This is a genomic window from Ruegeria sp. YTSA144 (assembly GCF_059610125.1).
On sequence record NZ_JBXWNA010000005.1, the window covers coordinates 232,263 to 247,067 of the forward strand.

Annotated in this window: 13 protein-coding genes; 9 read left to right on the top strand and 4 right to left on the bottom strand. The window is 58.8% G+C overall.

The window, feature by feature from the left end; all coding sequences use genetic code 11:
* Positions 1–27: 27 nt before the first annotated feature.
* Positions 28–591, bottom strand: a complete 564-nt coding sequence (locus tag AC2FF8_RS13080; RefSeq protein WP_170345661.1) for a helix-turn-helix domain-containing protein — start codon at positions 589–591, stop codon at positions 28–30.
* A 116-nt stretch (positions 592–707) separates the two neighbouring features.
* Here AC2FF8_RS13080 and AC2FF8_RS13085 point away from each other — a divergent pair, with 116 nt between their 5' ends.
* A complete protein-coding gene (locus tag AC2FF8_RS13085; protein ID WP_496879890.1) occupies positions 708–1,883 on the top strand; it encodes an acetyl-CoA C-acyltransferase family protein in 1,176 nt (391 codons plus the stop codon).
* A gap of 95 nt (positions 1,884–1,978) precedes the next feature.
* On the opposite strand, the gene ubiB is transcribed toward AC2FF8_RS13085, so the two are convergent.
* Positions 1,979–3,508, bottom strand: a complete 1,530-nt coding sequence (ubiB, locus tag AC2FF8_RS13090; protein ID WP_170345659.1) for a 2-polyprenylphenol 6-hydroxylase — start codon at positions 3,506–3,508, stop codon at positions 1,979–1,981.
* A gap of 3 nt (positions 3,509–3,511) precedes the next feature.
* Positions 3,512–4,264, bottom strand: coding sequence for a bifunctional demethylmenaquinone methyltransferase/2-methoxy-6-polyprenyl-1,4-benzoquinol methylase UbiE (gene ubiE / locus AC2FF8_RS13095; RefSeq protein WP_170345658.1), 753 nt, complete (start codon positions 4,262–4,264; stop codon positions 3,512–3,514).
* Positions 4,265–4,350: 86 nt separating this feature from the next.
* Between ubiE and mutM the strand changes: the two genes are divergently transcribed.
* The 6 genes from mutM (at position 4,351) to recF (ending at position 10,977) form a co-directional block, all read left to right on the top strand.
* Complete coding sequence (gene mutM, locus AC2FF8_RS13100; RefSeq protein ID WP_257599836.1) at positions 4,351–5,202, top strand: bifunctional DNA-formamidopyrimidine glycosylase/DNA-(apurinic or apyrimidinic site) lyase; 852 nt, start codon at positions 4,351–4,353, stop codon at positions 5,200–5,202.
* 66 nt (positions 5,203–5,268) lie between these two features.
* The gene (gene acuK, locus AC2FF8_RS13105; protein WP_117870917.1) at positions 5,269–6,045 is read left to right on the top strand and encodes an acryloyl-CoA hydratase; all 777 of its coding nucleotides are present in this window, start codon (positions 5,269–5,271) and stop codon (positions 6,043–6,045) included.
* 223 nt (positions 6,046–6,268) lie between these two features.
* Entirely contained in the window at positions 6,269–6,532 is a 264-nt protein-coding gene (rpsT, locus tag AC2FF8_RS13110; RefSeq protein WP_170345656.1) for a 30S ribosomal protein S20, read from the top strand.
* Positions 6,533–7,088: 556 nt separating this feature from the next.
* Positions 7,089–8,474: a chromosomal replication initiator protein DnaA gene (gene dnaA, locus AC2FF8_RS13115; protein WP_170345655.1), complete on the top strand. Its 1,386-nt coding sequence runs from the start codon at positions 7,089–7,091 to the stop codon at positions 8,472–8,474.
* A gap of 224 nt (positions 8,475–8,698) precedes the next feature.
* The gene (dnaN, locus tag AC2FF8_RS13120; protein ID WP_170345654.1) at positions 8,699–9,820 is read left to right on the top strand and encodes a DNA polymerase III subunit beta; all 1,122 of its coding nucleotides are present in this window, start codon (positions 8,699–8,701) and stop codon (positions 9,818–9,820) included.
* A gap of 59 nt (positions 9,821–9,879) precedes the next feature.
* Positions 9,880–10,977, top strand: a complete 1,098-nt coding sequence (gene recF, locus AC2FF8_RS13125; protein ID WP_496879891.1) for a DNA replication/repair protein RecF — start codon at positions 9,880–9,882, stop codon at positions 10,975–10,977.
* On the opposite strand, the gene AC2FF8_RS13130 is transcribed toward recF, so the two are convergent.
* Positions 10,974–11,540 carry a carboxymuconolactone decarboxylase family protein gene (locus tag AC2FF8_RS13130; RefSeq protein ID WP_257599838.1) on the bottom strand — a complete coding sequence of 189 codons (567 nt, stop codon included), beginning with the start codon at positions 11,538–11,540 and terminating at the stop codon, positions 10,974–10,976. The genes recF and AC2FF8_RS13130 overlap by 4 nt on opposite strands.
* 100 nt (positions 11,541–11,640) lie before the next feature.
* On the opposite strand from AC2FF8_RS13130, the gene AC2FF8_RS13135 reads away from it, so the two are divergent.
* Positions 11,641–12,213 (top strand): TetR/AcrR family transcriptional regulator, encoded by a 573-nt coding sequence (locus tag AC2FF8_RS13135; protein WP_480685663.1) that lies wholly within the window; start codon positions 11,641–11,643, stop codon positions 12,211–12,213.
* Positions 12,214–12,327: 114 nt separating this feature from the next.
* Positions 12,328–14,745 (top strand): DNA topoisomerase (ATP-hydrolyzing) subunit B, encoded by a 2,418-nt coding sequence (gene gyrB / locus AC2FF8_RS13140; protein WP_425079357.1) that lies wholly within the window; start codon positions 12,328–12,330, stop codon positions 14,743–14,745.
* Positions 14,746–14,805: the final 60 nt, after the last annotated feature.

Consider the following 14,805-nt stretch of genomic DNA (forward strand, 5'->3'; position numbering starts at 1 on the left):
ATCCGTGAAGGTGGAATTTCGCGGGTGTCAGGCGTTTTTTACGATCAGGAATACCCGGGCCGGTCCTTTGGCACAGATGGAATGCGCAATGTCGGCGGCATATCGGGCCGTGTCCCCCTGGTTCAACTCGGTCACCGCATTGCCTGAAGTGACCTTGACCGCGCCTTCCAGCACGGTGAGCTGTTCACGGGCACCGCGGGCATGGGGTTGGCTGTTCAGGGCCCCGTCCTCGTCGAATTCGATATCATAGACTTCATGACCCCCGGCCTCTTCAGGCGGTGACAGGATGCGAATTCGGCAGTTCTGCCCCATATTGTCGATGCTGGGGACCTCGGAGCTTCGCAGAACCTCGATCTGGTCCGTGGCCTTTGCGCCCTCCAAGAGACCGGCGAAATCCACCTGCAACGCGCGTGTCAGGTTCCACAGGGTCGAGATCGTCGGGCTGCTTTCTCCGCGTTCGATCTGACTGACCATGGACCGGGACACGCCGCTGAGATTGGCGACCGCTTCCAGGGACAGCCCTTTGGCCCGTCGCGCCTCTTTCAAGCGGGCGGGCAGGAGGTTCAGGATATCGTCTGTGTCTTCCGTCATGACGGAATCCATGGGGGCTGCGCAACGCAATGTCAATTCCCGCCGTGACGGGACGTCTGGGGCGACAGTGCCATTCTGCGCATGCATAATGCAGCGAAATTCAGGAGGAGTAGCTCATGAGCGATATCGTTATTCTCGACGGTGCCCGCACCGCAATTGGCACCTTTGGTGGTGCGCTGGCTTCAACCGCGCCGATTGATCTGGCCACTGTCGCGACGGAAGCGGCGCTTGAGCGCTCGGGGGTTGAGGGGGCGCAGATCGGGCATGTGGTGTTCGGTCATGTGATCAACACTGAACCGCGTGACATGTATCTGTCGCGTGTTGCCGCGATGCAGGCGGGTATTCCCAACGGCACACCGGCCATGAACGTGAACCGTCTGTGCGGATCCGGCGCGCAGGCGATCGTGTCAGCCGTGCAGTCCCTGATGCTGGGCGATGCTGACTTTGCCGTTGCGGGCGGAGCAGAGAGCATGTCACGAAGCCCCTACATCGTTCCGCAGGCGCGCTGGGGCGCGAAGATGGGCGACGTCACCTCTCTGGACATGATGCTGGGTGCGTTGAACTGCCCGTTCGGCACAGGACATATGGGGGTGACGGCCGAAAACGTGGCGGATGAGCATCAGATCAGCCGTGAACAGATGGATGCGTTCGCATTGGACAGCCAGACACGTGCGGCTGCGGCGATCGAGGCCGGATATTTCGAAAGTCAGATCACACCGGTACAGGTCAAGATCAAGCGGGACATGGTCGATTTCAAAGTCGACGAGCATCCAAAGGCGACGACCGCCGAAGCGTTGGCGAGTCTGCGCCCGGTGTTCAAAAAGGACGGGCGAGTGACGGCCGGCAATGCCTCGGGCATCAATGACGGGGCGGCGGCGATGGTGTTGGCGACAGCGGATGCGGCCGAAAAGGCTGGGTTGAAACCGAAGGCGCGTGTCATTGGGTATGCGCATGCAGGCGTGCGGCCGGAAGTCATGGGCATTGGCCCTGTTCCGGCAGTGCAAAACCTGTTGAAGAAGACGGGCTTGTCAGCAGAAGATTTCGACGTGATCGAAAGCAATGAAGCCTTCGCCGCGCAGGCTCTGGCCGTGAATCAGGAGCTTGGATTGGACGCAAGCAAGGTGAACCCCAACGGCGGTGCGATTGCGTTGGGGCATCCGGTGGGGGCCACGGGTGCGATCATCACGCTGAAAGCGCTGTACGAGCTGGAACGCACCGGAGGGTCCAAAGGGCTGATCACCATGTGCATCGGGGGCGGTCAGGGGATTGCCATCGCCATCGAACGGCTCTGATCCGCAAGTGGTGCGGGGGGCTGTCTGCCCCCCATCGCGCAAGGCGCGATTCCCCCCGAGGATATTTTTGGCCAGATGAAGCAGGTAGGTTGGTTTTAGTTGAGCGCGCTGATCAGCAAGACCAGCGCTGCACCTGCTGCGGCTCCGAACGTGGCAGGCAGAACAATGGACCACAGGGTGGACGTCTGCGGTTCGTCTTTCTGGGTTTGCGCGATCAGTGCGTTTTCGACGAGGGCCGGCAGACGCGGGCCGAAGCGGGCCAGAACCATCGCGGTTTTTCCCAAATCCCGCAGGGCCGCCCGGGGGCCGATGGATTGTTTGATGTAGTCTTCGACCACGGGGCGGGCGACCTCCCAGATGTTCATATGTGGGTCGAGTGAGCGCGCGACGCCTTCGACGACAACCATGGTGCGTTGCAGCAGGATCAACTCGGTTCGTGTTTCCATCCCGAACCGTTCGGTCACTTCGAACAGATAGCTCAGCAACCGCCCCATGGAAATATGCGTGGCATCCATGCCGAAGATCGGCTCGCCCACGGCCCGCAGAGCGCGGGCGAACTCGTCCACGTCCTGGTTGGCGGGAACATAGCCGGCTTCGAAATGCACCTCGGCCACGCGTTTGTAGTCGCGGCGGATGAAGCCGAACAGGATTTCGGCATAGACCCGGCGTGTGTATTCATCGATATGCCCCATGATGCCGTAATCATAGGCTATGATGTCTCCGTTCGCGGCGACCTTCAGGTTGCCCTGGTGCATGTCGGCGTGGAAAAAGCCGTCGCGCAGGGCATGGAGAAGGAACAGGCGCAGGACACGTTCGGCCAGATCATTGCGGTTGTGACCTGCGGCATCCAGAGCATCATTGTCACCCAGTGCGATCCCGTCCGCCCAACTGAGCGTCATGACGCGGCGCGCGGACAGTGACCATACAACGGGGGGCAGCCAGAAGCCGGCGTCGTCCTTGGTGTTGGCGGCATATTCTGAGGCCGCCGCGCTTTCCAGACGCAGATCCAGTTCGCCGCGTACGACACCGTCGAAATGCTCGATCACTTCCATCGGGCGCAGACGGCGCGCGCCAGGCGCGCAGAGTTGCACCATGCGGGCGGCGAAATAGAACGCATCGACATCTTTGCGGAACGCGCGTTCGATCCCCGGGCGCAGGACTTTGACCGCGACATCCTCACCCGTGCTGGTCAACTTGGCCTTGTGAACCTGCGCAATAGATGCAGCGGCAATCGGCTCGCTGAATTCGCTGAACATGTCCGAGATCGGCTGACCCAGTTCTTTCTCGACTTCGGCCATCGCGTCGGCTTTGGAGAAAGGCGGTAGCTTGTCTTGCAGAACGCGCAGTTGCTCGGCCAGTTCATTTCCAACGACGTCCGGGCGGGTCGAAAGCACTTGACCGAATTTTATATAGGCGGGGCCAAGCGCCGTCAGGGCGCGCGTGGCGGGTGGCATCCCGGGGTCGCCCTTGTAGCCAAGCCATTGAAAGGGTTTGCCCAATGCGTGGGCCAGGATGCGAACGGCGCGCGGGGCTTCGAACGCATCCAGTACCACGTTCATTGCGCCTGTGCGCTCGAGCGTGGCGCCTGTGCGGATCAGGCGGATGATGTTATGGGGACCACGCATGTGTCAGATCTTCCAGCCGGAATGCAGCGCGGCGATACCCATGCTCAGGTTCCGGTATTTGGCGTTTTCGAAACCTGCGGTGCGAACCATGTTCAGGAACGTTTCCTGATCGGGGAATTTTCGGATCGATTCGACCAGGTATTGATAGCTGTCATAGTCATTGGCGATCAGTTTCCCCATGCGCGGGATGACGTTGAAACTGTAGAGGTCATAGAGTTTCTGAAGCCCGTCATTGGGCAGTTGGCTGAATTCCAGAACCATCAGGCGGCCGCCGGGTTTCAGCACACGGTAAGCCTCGTTCAAAGCTTCTTGCGGGCGGGTGACGTTCCGAATGCCGAACGAGATCGTATAGACATCGAATGTATTGTCTTCGAAAGGCAGGGCCATGGCGTCGCCCACGACCCAGTTCAGGCTGTCCGACATCTGATCTGCTTCGGCGCGTTGCCGCCCTTCGATCAGCATCGGCTCGGTCAGGTCCAGCACCGTGGCGTGGCCGTGGCCCGCGCGTTTGAGGAACCTGAACGAGATGTCGCCCGTTCCGCCGGCCACGTCCAGCAGCCGCTGGCCGGGGCGCGGCGCCAGCCAGTCCATCATCGCGTCCTTCCAGACCCGGTGGATGCCCATCGACATGACATCGTTCATCACGTCATATTTCGAGGCAACCGAGTTGAATACGCCCTGCACACGCCCGGCCTTTTCGGCCTCGGGGACGGTTTCGAAACCGAAATGAGTGGTCTTGTCGCTGTTGTCGGACATTTGCCTTGCCGTTTGTCGAATTTCGCCTCTGTTATAGGGCCAAGAGAGGCGGGCACAATGCGGCCCTTTGAATTAGGAGCCCTGTAATGCCCGAATTACCTGAGGTCGAGACAGTAAGACGCGGCCTGAGTCCTGCCATGGAGGGGGTCGTGATCGAACGGGCTGATGTGAATCGCCCCGATCTGCGCTGGCCGTTCCCCGAACGTATGGCCGAACGGCTGACCGGGCAGCGGGTAGAGCGGCTGCGGCGGCGGTCGAAATACATCCTGGCGGATCTCAGCAGCGGCGAGACCTTGTTGATCCACCTGGGTATGTCGGGGCGGATGACGGTGTCGGGCGACCCGTTGGGACAGTTCGTCCATGACCATCCCGCCGTGCAGAAACATGACCATGTGGTCTTTCATATGGCCAATGGCGCACGCATCACCTTCAACGACCCTCGCCGGTTTGGCGCGATGGACCTGTTGCAAACGGACAACGCCGAAAATCACAAGCTGCTGTCGGTTCTGGGGCCCGAACCCTTGGGCAACGATTTTCACGACCAACACCTGATCGATGCGTTCAAAGGCAAGAACACGCCTGTCAAATCCGCCTTGCTGGATCAGGGAATCGTTGCCGGTCTGGGCAATATCTATGTTTGCGAAGCTCTTTATCGCGGCCGAGTGTCGCCACGTCGCAAAGCCGGACAGATTTCCGCACCCCGCGTGGCGGCGCTTGTTCCGATCATCCGGCAGGTGTTGCAAGACGCCATAGAAGCCGGCGGGTCCTCGCTGCGGGATTTCCGCCAAGCCGATGGAGAACTTGGATATTTTCAGCACAGCTTTGATGTCTACGGTCGCGAGGGCGAGGCCTGCCGAACCGAAGGGTGCGGAGCGCCGATCAAGAGAATCACCCAGTCCGGTCGCTCATCCTTCTATTGTGCGCAATGCCAAAGATAGCTTGATCCAAGTTTTTCGCGTGGTAAGGAATCGTACCTGAACGGAACAACCGGAAGCTTTCCTCTCATGGCTTTTGAGACGATCATCGTCGAAATCGAAGACCACGTCGCACTTATCAAACTCAACCGACCGGATGCGTTGAACGCGTTGAACACCCAGTTGCTGGGTGAGCTCTGCACCGCGCTGGAAGATGCGGACAGCAATGACAAAGTGCGCTGCATCGTGATCACCGGATCGGACAAGGCCTTTGCCGCTGGCGCGGACATCAAGGAAATGTCCGAGATGAGTTTTGTCGACGTCTACAACATCAACCTTTTTGCCGACGCGAATGATCGTGTGACCGCGATTCGCAAGCCGATCATTGCGGCCGTGGCAGGCTATGCGCTGGGCGGTGGATGTGAACTTGCCATGCTGTGCGATTTCATCATCGCGGCGGACACCGCGAAATTCGGCCAGCCCGAGATCAATCTGGGCGTCATTGCCGGATTGGGTGGAAGTCAGCGTCTGACACGGTTTGTGGGTAAATCCAAATCGATGGACATGAACCTGACGGGGCGTTTCATGGATGCGGACGAAGCTGAACGCGCAGGTCTCGTGAGCCGGGTGGTGCCGGCCAAGAAGCTGATCGAAGAAGCCGTGAGCGCAGCACAGAAGATTGCCGAGAAATCGCAGCTGACCGCAATGGCCGCGAAAGAAGCGGTGAATCGCAGCTACGAGCTTCCGCTGAGCGAAGGTATGTTGTTCGAGCGTCGTGTCTTCCATTCGATGTTCGCAACCGAAGATCAGAAGGAAGGCATGGCTGCGTTCCTGGAAAAGCGCACTGCGCAATTCCGCGACAAGTAACGCGCGGGATCTCTATGGCGGGTGGGCTTGAGCCCGCCCTTTTTTCCTGGCCATGGTTTGAAGAATCAACTTGGCAACTCCCCAAAACTTGGGTAAAGAGCGCCGCTATACATGCGCGTGCGGCCCGCTTGGCCCGACTCACACTCGTGATTTCTGATCCGGTGCGGATATGTCCGTGGCGCGCAACCCAAGATTAACGTACCGTACAAAAGGTCAGAGACACATGGCTAATTCGCCTCAGGCAAAGAAACGCGCCCGTCAGAACGAAAAGCGTTTCGCAATCAACAAAGCACGTCGTTCGCGCATCCGCACCTATCTGCGCAAAGTCGAAGAAGCGATCGCATCCGGCGACAAGGACGCGGCGACCGCGGCCCTGCGTGCGGCTCAGCCCGAGCTGATGCGTGGCGTCACCAAAGGTGTCTTCCACAAGAACACTGCGGCCCGCAAAATGTCGCGCCTGTCCGCGCGTGTCAAAGCGCTGGGTTGAGCTTTCGGGTGACCCCGCGTCACGTCAGAAAAGCTGAACTATTCTGAAAGGCGTCGTACATTGCGACGCCTTTTTTCGTGTTGCCAGAAAACCGCGCCTTCACGAAACCGAGAGATTCTTTCGGCCAAAGACCCGAGTCAATATCGAAGTTTCGTTGCCGCGCCCCGCTTCGAATTGCTACCACTGATGTCAGCGATTCACTCGCTTGGGGGGACAGGCTGTTTACCCGATTGAACTGACGGGCATCAGAACGATCTGGGGACAATTGTCGACGACTGGCGCAAGCCAGGCTGCCGATCTGTCGTGGTTTCCGGGTTATACCCGGTGATCTCGGCCCTGTCTAAAAAATTGAGATTGCGACGTGCAACCCGGTTTTCGGGGCGCTCTGTTATTGTTGAGCGTCAGATTTGGGGTTTGCCGAGCTTTCCGGGACAGTCCCGCCAAGCCATTTGGTTTGGCGACAGGATACCTATTGCGTGTGAATACAACACCGGGAAACCGGCTTCGTCTGAATAAGGCTGACAGGCCAATAAGAATGGGATGCGTGAGGCGCTTAATGACACAAGAGAAATGGGGACTACTGCGTAACAAATTGCTGAAGGCCATCGGTCGGAACAACTATACGACCTGGATCGAGCCTTTGGAATTCAAGGAGCTTCAGGATGGCGTGGCGGTTTTCTCGGTGCCGACCAATTTCATGGGCAATTATGTCAGCCAGAATTTTGCGGACCTCATTTTGTACGAGCTGAACACCGCAGGTGAAACTGTGCAACGTCTGGATTTCCGCGTCGCTGCAAACTCGCCAGCCCGGCCCAAGCCAGCTGTCGATACGCCGCCGGTGGCAAAGCCGGAACCTGTCGCCGCGCCGAGCGAGGACCCGGCGCAGGATACATTGGAATCGCTTCAGGCCGCCCCGTTGGATTCCCGCTTTACCTTTGACAGTTTTGTCGTCGGCAAACCCAATGAACTGGCCCATGCTGCTGCGCGTCGGGTATCCGAGGGCGGGCCGGTGACCTTCAATCCGCTGGTACTGTACGGCGGCGTGGGGCTGGGTAAGACCCACCTGATGCATGCCATTGCATGGGAGCTGAAAACCAAGCATCCCGAACTCAATGTTCTGTACCTGTCGGCGGAACAGTTCATGTACCGGTTCGTGCAGGCCCTGCGCGAGCGTCGGATGATGGATTTCAAACACCTGTTCCGTTCGGTTGACGTTTTGATGGTTGACGACGTGCAGTTCATCGCTGGCAAGGATTCCACTCAGGAAGAGTTTTTCCACACGTTCAACGCGCTGGTGGATCAGAACAAGCAGATCATCATCTCGGCCGATCGCGCCCCGGGTGAGATCAAGGATCTGGAAGATCGGGTGAAATCCCGCCTGCAATGTGGTCTGGTGGTCGACCTGCACCCGACCGATTATGAACTGCGTCTGGGCATTTTGCAGAACAAGGTGCAGCAATACAGTTCATCCTATCCGGACCTGGCGATTGCCGATGGCGTTCTGGAATTCCTGGCGCATCGCATCTCGACCAATGTTCGGGTGCTGGAAGGTGCCCTGACCCGTCTGTTCGCGTTCGCGTCGCTGGTTGGCCGCGAGATCGACATGGAACTGACCCAGGATTGTCTGGCGGATGTGTTGCGCGCCTCGGAACGCAAGATCACCGTTGAAGAGATCCAGCGGAAGGTGTCTGAATACTACAACATCCGCCTCTCCGACATCATCGGCCCAAAGCGCCTGCGTTCTTACGCGCGTCCGCGTCAGGTGGCGATGTATCTGTGCAAGCAGTTGACCAGCCGGTCGCTGCCCGAGATCGGCCGCCGTTTTGGCGGGCGAGATCACACGACGGTCATGCATGGCGTCAAACGCATTGAAGAGCTGAAGCTGACCGATGGTCAGATCGCTGAAGATGTGGAAATGCTGCGCCGGTCACTTGAAGCCTGATCTGCGCCTGTAATGCAGGAAACCGCCCCGGTTCCTCGGGCCGGGGCGTTTCTTGTGCGCATTAGTCCACGGTTGGATCAGAACTGGTGCCTGTCAGGCACGCTGCCCTTGACGCTGGACGCAATCCAACCCAGAAAACCGTAAAAAATCCTTGTGCCTCAGGGTGGAACCGCTAACGTGCCAGTCCCGCCCATGTCGGTACGCAAGTCAGAGGAATTGAGGGTATGAAGATCAGCATCGAACGCGGCACCCTTCTCAAGGCCGTTTCGCAGGCCCAATCCGTAGTGGAACGCCGCAATACCATTCCCATACTTGCCAATGTTCTGATCGAGGCGGAAGGCGATCAGGCGCTGTTTCGCGCGACCGATCTGGATATCGAGGTGGTCGACAAGGCCCCGGCGCAGGTCGAGAAAGCCGGCGCTACCACCGTGGCCGCGACCACCTTGCACGAGATCGTGCGCAAATTGCCCGACGGTGCCCTTGTCACCCTGACCGCCGACAACGCGGCAGGGCGTTTGACGGTTGAGGCGGGTCGGTCGAATTTCTCGCTGGCGACGCTGCCGAAAGAGGATTTTCCGGTCATGGCGTCGTCGGAGTATCAATCAAACTTCACGGCTTCGGCTGCCCTGCTGCGACGGTTGTTTGACAAGTCGAAATTCGCGATTTCAACAGAAGAGACCCGGTATTATCTGAACGGTGTCTACATGCATGTGGCCGACGGATCCGATGGCGGCAAGGTGTTGCGCTGCGTGGCCACCGACGGTCATCGGCTTGCTCGGATCGATGCCGATTTGCCGGATGGTGCAGAGGGCATGCCGGGCGTTATCGTCCCGCGCAAAACCGTGGGCGAGCTGCGCAAGCTGCTGGACGATGATGAAATGGATATTGCGGTTTCGGTCAGCGAAACCAAGGTGCGTTTCGCCACGCCGGATATCACACTGACCTCGAAGGTCATCGATGGCACCTTTCCTGACTACACACGCGTCATCCCGCAAGGAAATACGCGCAAGCTGGAAGTTGATGCTGCCGAGTTCGCACAGGCCGTGGACCGGGTGGCAACGGTGTCTTCCGAGCGTTCGCGTGCGGTGAAGCTGCAACTGGATGGCGACAAGCTGGTTCTGTCGGTGAATGCTCCAGATAGTGGCGCGGCCGAGGAAGAACTGGCCGTTGCCTATGGTGATGAGCGTCTGGAGATCGGGTTCAATGCCAAATATCTGCTGGAGATCGCGTCTCAGGTGGATCGAGAGAATGCGGTGTTCATGTTCAATTCAGCTGGCGACCCGACCCTGATGCGCGAAGGCAATGACCAGAGCGCGGTTTACGTCGTCATGCCAATGCGCGTCTGATCGCGCGGACGCGCGATGCCTCCGGCGGGAGTATTTTTGAAAAGATGAAGGGAGGGGTCATGGGATTGGCCCTGACCGAGCTTACGGTCTCGCATTTTCGGTCTCACAAGCTGGCGCGGTTGTCTCTGGACGGGCGGCCGGTGGCGATTCACGGGCCGAACGGGGCGGGCAAGACCAATATTCTGGAAGCGGTATCCTTGTTTTCACCCGGTCGCGGAATGCGGCGGGCAAGCGCGGCCGAGATGACGCGGCGGCCCGAGGCGTTGGGCTGGAAACTGTCGGGACTGTTGCATTCGCAGGGTCAGAATTTCGAAATCGAAACCTGGTCTGAGGGCGGTGCAGCACGGCAGGTAAGGATTGATGGAAAGACCGCCACCCAGATTGATCTGGGCAAACTTGCGCGGGTGGTCTGGCTGGTTCCGTCCATGGACCGCCTGTGGATTGAAGCGGCCGAAGGCCGGCGCCGGTTTCTTGATCGCATTGCGCTCAGTTTTGATCCGTCTCATGCGGAGGCCGCGCTGACCTACGAAAAAGCGATGCGCGAACGGAACCGTTTGCTGAAAGAGCAGGTGCGTGACGCGCATTGGTATGCCGCGCTTGAGGGTCAGATGGCGGAGATGGGGCATCGTATCCACGCAGCGCGATTGGCGGCGTTGCACCATCTGAGGGTGGCGCAGGATCAGGCGGAAACGGCATTTCCGTCTGCCGAGTTGGAATTGGTGCAAACCGAAGGTGCGATGCCCGAAACGGCTGAGGATTTGCGCGAGGCTTTGAATGAAAGTCGGTTCAGGGATCTGGCTGCGGGCCGGACTTTGGTTGGGCCGCATCGGTCAGATCTCTATGGCGTGTTTGCTGCCAAGGGTGTTCCGGCCAAGGATTGTTCCACCGGTGAGCAGAAGGCGCTGCTGGTTTCATTGATCCTGTCCAATGCACGAGCTTTGGCCGCAATGGTGGGGGCGCCACCGATCGTATTGCTGGATGAGGTGGCCGCACATCTGGACGCGGGTCGGCGCGCCGCACTTTATGACGAGATTTGTGCGTTGGGTGCTCAGGCCTGGATGACGGGCACCGGGCCTGAACTGTTTGAAGAGTTGGGTGACCGGGCCCAGTCGCTGGTCGTTTCCGAAAGCGATGAGGGATCAGTCGTGGCGGTTTAGGCCGGTTCGTTGACTTTACGTTCCCACAGGAAGCCGCGCATGGCTTCATCGACTGGCGTTTTGGCCATGTGGTTGACGTAGTTCGACATGGTTTTCTGTGCCAGACCCAGCACCACGTCCAGAACCGCGCGATGCGAATAGCCCGCGTCGAAGAACGCCTGAAGCTGTTCCTCGGTCGGGTTGCCACGGGTTTCCATCACTTGCAGGGTGAAGGTGCGCAGCGCTTCGAGCTTGGCGGAAGGCAGTGGAGTTTCATTGCGCAGAGCCTGGGAGATTTCGTCTGATACCTTCATCATCTTTGCGATGCCGGTGTGCGCGGGCACGCAATAATGGCATTCGTTTTCCACATTGATGGTCTGCCAGACGACGGTTTTCTCATCGTTGTCGAAATCGGTCTGCAAGAACAGGCCGTGCAGAACCTGATAGCCTTCAAGGTGCTGTGGGCTTTCTGCCATCACCTTATGCAGGCCCGGCAAACGTCCAAAAGCGGCCTGGGACTTTTCCAGCAGAGGTTTGGATGCTTCGGGTGCGGATTCGAGGTCATGAGACGGGAAGGTGGCCATGTCGGATCTCCTGTTTCTGGCGCGATGGGTGGTATTTAGGGTTTCTTGAGTGATCACTCAAGTATATATTTGAGCGAACGTTCAAGAATTGGTGATGCCGATGCCCCGTAAACCTGCATATGATCGCGACGCGTTGATCGCGAAGGCCCGTGACATCTTTTGGCGTCAGGGCTGGGCTGGTACGTCGCTGAAAGACCTGGAGCGGGAATTGAAGCTGAAACCCGGCAGTTTCTACGCGGCTTTCGGGTCGAAAGATGCGCTCTATGCGTTGACGCTGGAACGCTACACGCAAGAAGGTGTGGCGCGCCTGAAAGCCCTTGCTGAAAGACTGGGGCCGAAGGAAGCGCTCAAGGCGCAACCTCGTCTGGTCATCGAAGCGGTCGAGAACCCGGCAAAGGCCTGCATGTTGGCAAAGACATATGCCGAGTTGCAGGCGAAGGATCATGCGCTTGCGGATCAGGCCGCGCGTCACATGGCGGAAATGAAAGCGTGTTTCGCCGACCTGTTCCGCAGCGCCCAAGCTGCCGGTGAAATCCGGCCCGAACATGACCCGGATCGGCTGGCGGCGCGGTATCAGTCGGATCTTCTGGGGCTTCGGTTGTCGGCTGAACGCAAGGATGTCGATGCGCTGGAAATCGCGGCGGATATCGCTTCTGACATCGACCAGTTGTGAGGTGGATTCGGGTGCGCAGAAAACGACCCGAGCATACACAAAATATTGGGGGAGCGCGTGACAATCCCCACCAGAAAACGTATAAGGTACCAAAATAATATAGGTACTGACTGAATGTCCGAAGACGCACAGGCTCCCCAGGAATACGGCGCAGATTCCATCAAAGTTCTCAAAGGTTTGGAGGCCGTTCGCAAACGCCCCGGCATGTATATCGGGGACACGGATGATGGCTCGGGCCTGCACCACATGGTGTATGAGGTTGTCGATAACGGGATTGACGAAGCGCTGGCGGGTCACGCCGACCACGTGACCGTGAAAATTCACGCGGATTCCAGCGTTTCTGTCAGCGACAACGGTCGCGGAATTCCGGTTGATATCCACCCGGAAGAAGGCGTGTCGGCAGCCGAGGTTATCATGACCCAGCTGCATGCGGGCGGCAAGTTCGACAGCAATTCCTATAAAGTATCGGGCGGTTTGCACGGTGTGGGTGTTTCGGTGGTAAACGCGCTGTCGGATTGGCTGGAGCTGCGCATCTGGCGCGCGGGCAAAGAGCACGTGGCACGCTTTGAGGGGGGCGAAACAGTAGAGCACCTGAAGGTCGTCGGTGAGTGTGGCGATCGTACGGGAACCGAAGTGCGCTTTCTGGCGTCAACCAACACGTTCTCGAACCTCGAATACTCGTTCGAGACGCTGGAAAAACGGCTGCGTGAATTGGCGTTTCTGAACTCGGGCGTGCGGATCATCCTGATCGACGAGCGCCCGGCAGAACGGCTGGAAACCGAGCTGTTCTACGAGGGTGGCGTGAAGGAATTCGTCAAGTATCTCGACCGGTCCAAAACTCCGGCCATGCCCGAGCCGATCTATATCAAGGGCGAGCGCGACGATATCGGCGTCGAGATCGCAATGTGGTGGAATGACAGCTACCACGAGACGGTGCTGCCCTTTACCAACAACATCCCGCAGCGTGACGGCGGGACCCACGTGGCTGGGTTCCGCGGCGCGCTGACCCGGACGATCAACAACTATGCGCAGACCAGCGGGATCGCGAAAAAGGAAAAGGTCAGCTTCACCGGTGACGATGCGCGCGAAGGTTTGACCTGCGTATTGTCGGTGAAAGTGCCTGACCCGAAATTCTCGTCCCAGACCAAGGACAAGCTGGTTTCCTCCGAGGTCCGTCCGGCGGTCGAAGGTCTGATGAACGAAAAACTGGCCGAGTGGTTCGAAGAGAACCCCACAGAAGCCAAGAGCATCGTCGGCAAGATCATCGAGGCCGCGTTGGCCCGTGAGGCTGCGCGCAAGGCGCGCGAACTGACCCGGCGCAAGACCGCGATGGATGTGAACTATCTGGCTGGCAAGCTGAAGGATTGTTCCGAGAAAGACCCATCCAAGACCGAAGTCTTCCTGGTCGAAGGGGACTCGGCCGGCGGGTCTGCTCAAACCGGCCGGGACAGGCTGACACAGGCCGTTCTGCCCCTGCGCGGTAAAATCCTGAACGTCGAGCGCGCCCGGTTCGACCGGATGCTGTCGTCTCAGGAAATCGGCAACCTCGTCATGGCCCTGGGCACGGGCATTGGCCGCGATGAATTCAACATCGAAAAGCTGCGCTACCACAAGATCGTCATCATGACCGACGCGGATGTGGACGGCGCGCATATCCGGACCCTGTTGCTGACCTTCTTCTATCGGCAGATGCCGGAATTGATCGAGGGTGGGTACCTCTATATCGCGCAACCGCCGCTGTATAAGGTTTCCCGCGGAAAGTCAGAGGTTTACCTGAAGGATCAGGCCGCTCTGGATGACTATCTGATCAATCAGGGCGTCGAAGGCGCTGTTCTGAAACTCGGCTCGGGTGAGGAAATCATCGGCCAGGACCTGACCCGCGTGGTCGACGAGGCGCGTCAGCTGAAACGTGTTCTGGATGCGTTTCCAACACATTACCCGCGCCATATTCTGGAACAGGCCGCCGTGGCTGGGGCTTTCGTGCCGGGTGCGGTGGACGCCGATCTGCAAGGTGTGGCTGACAAAGTCGCCGCGCGGCTGGACCTGATCGCTTTGGAATACGAACGCGGTTGGCAGGGTCGGATAACACAGGATCACGGCATCCGACTGGCCCGTATTCTACGCGGTGTCGAGGAGGTTCGCACGCTGGACGGCCCGATGCTGCGCTCGGGCGAGGCGCGCAAGACCGGCAGCTTTACGCAGAGCCTGCAAGAAATCTACAACTCTCCGGCCACCTTGATCCGTCGCGATCGCAGCCAGATGATCCACGGTCCGCTGGACTTGTTGCGGGCCATTCTGGAAGAGGGTGAAAAGGGCTTGTCCCTGCAGCGCTATAAAGGTCTGGGTGAGATGAACCCTGACCAGCTGTGGGAAACGACACTGGACCCGGATGCGCGGACGCTGCTGCAAGTGCGCGTGGATGACATGGTTGAGGCGGATGATCTGTTCACCAAGTTGATGGGTGACGTCGTGGAACCTCGTCGAGAGTTCATCCAGAAAAACGCCTTGAGTGTTGAGAATCTGGATTTCTGATTATTTGTAGGTTTGCGCATAACACTTCGCACACCCCATAGTTTTGCGCTGCGCGATTGT

What these genes read in the sequence shown, in the direction of transcription:
- AC2FF8_RS13080 (WP_170345661.1), bottom strand. Translation starts at nt 591, where the DNA reads ATGACGGAAGACACAGACGATATCCTGAACCTCCTGCCCGCCCGCTTG.
- AC2FF8_RS13085 (WP_496879890.1), top strand. Translation starts at nt 708, where the DNA reads ATGAGCGATATCGTTATTCTCGACGGTGCCCGCACCGCAATTGGCACC.
- ubiB (WP_170345659.1), bottom strand. Translation starts at nt 3,508, where the DNA reads ATGCGTGGTCCCCATAACATCATCCGCCTGATCCGCACAGGCGCCACG.
- ubiE (WP_170345658.1), bottom strand. Translation starts at nt 4,264, where the DNA reads ATGTCCGACAACAGCGACAAGACCACTCATTTCGGTTTCGAAACCGTC.
- mutM (WP_257599836.1), top strand. Translation starts at nt 4,351, where the DNA reads ATGCCCGAATTACCTGAGGTCGAGACAGTAAGACGCGGCCTGAGTCCT.
- acuK (WP_117870917.1), top strand. Translation starts at nt 5,269, where the DNA reads ATGGCTTTTGAGACGATCATCGTCGAAATCGAAGACCACGTCGCACTT.
- rpsT (WP_170345656.1), top strand. Translation starts at nt 6,269, where the DNA reads ATGGCTAATTCGCCTCAGGCAAAGAAACGCGCCCGTCAGAACGAAAAG.
- dnaA (WP_170345655.1), top strand. Translation starts at nt 7,089, where the DNA reads ATGACACAAGAGAAATGGGGACTACTGCGTAACAAATTGCTGAAGGCC.
- dnaN (WP_170345654.1), top strand. Translation starts at nt 8,699, where the DNA reads ATGAAGATCAGCATCGAACGCGGCACCCTTCTCAAGGCCGTTTCGCAG.
- recF (WP_496879891.1), top strand. Translation starts at nt 9,880, where the DNA reads ATGGGATTGGCCCTGACCGAGCTTACGGTCTCGCATTTTCGGTCTCAC.
- AC2FF8_RS13130 (WP_257599838.1), bottom strand. Translation starts at nt 11,540, where the DNA reads ATGGCCACCTTCCCGTCTCATGACCTCGAATCCGCACCCGAAGCATCC.
- AC2FF8_RS13135 (WP_480685663.1), top strand. Translation starts at nt 11,641, where the DNA reads ATGCCCCGTAAACCTGCATATGATCGCGACGCGTTGATCGCGAAGGCC.
- gyrB (WP_425079357.1), top strand. Translation starts at nt 12,328, where the DNA reads ATGTCCGAAGACGCACAGGCTCCCCAGGAATACGGCGCAGATTCCATC.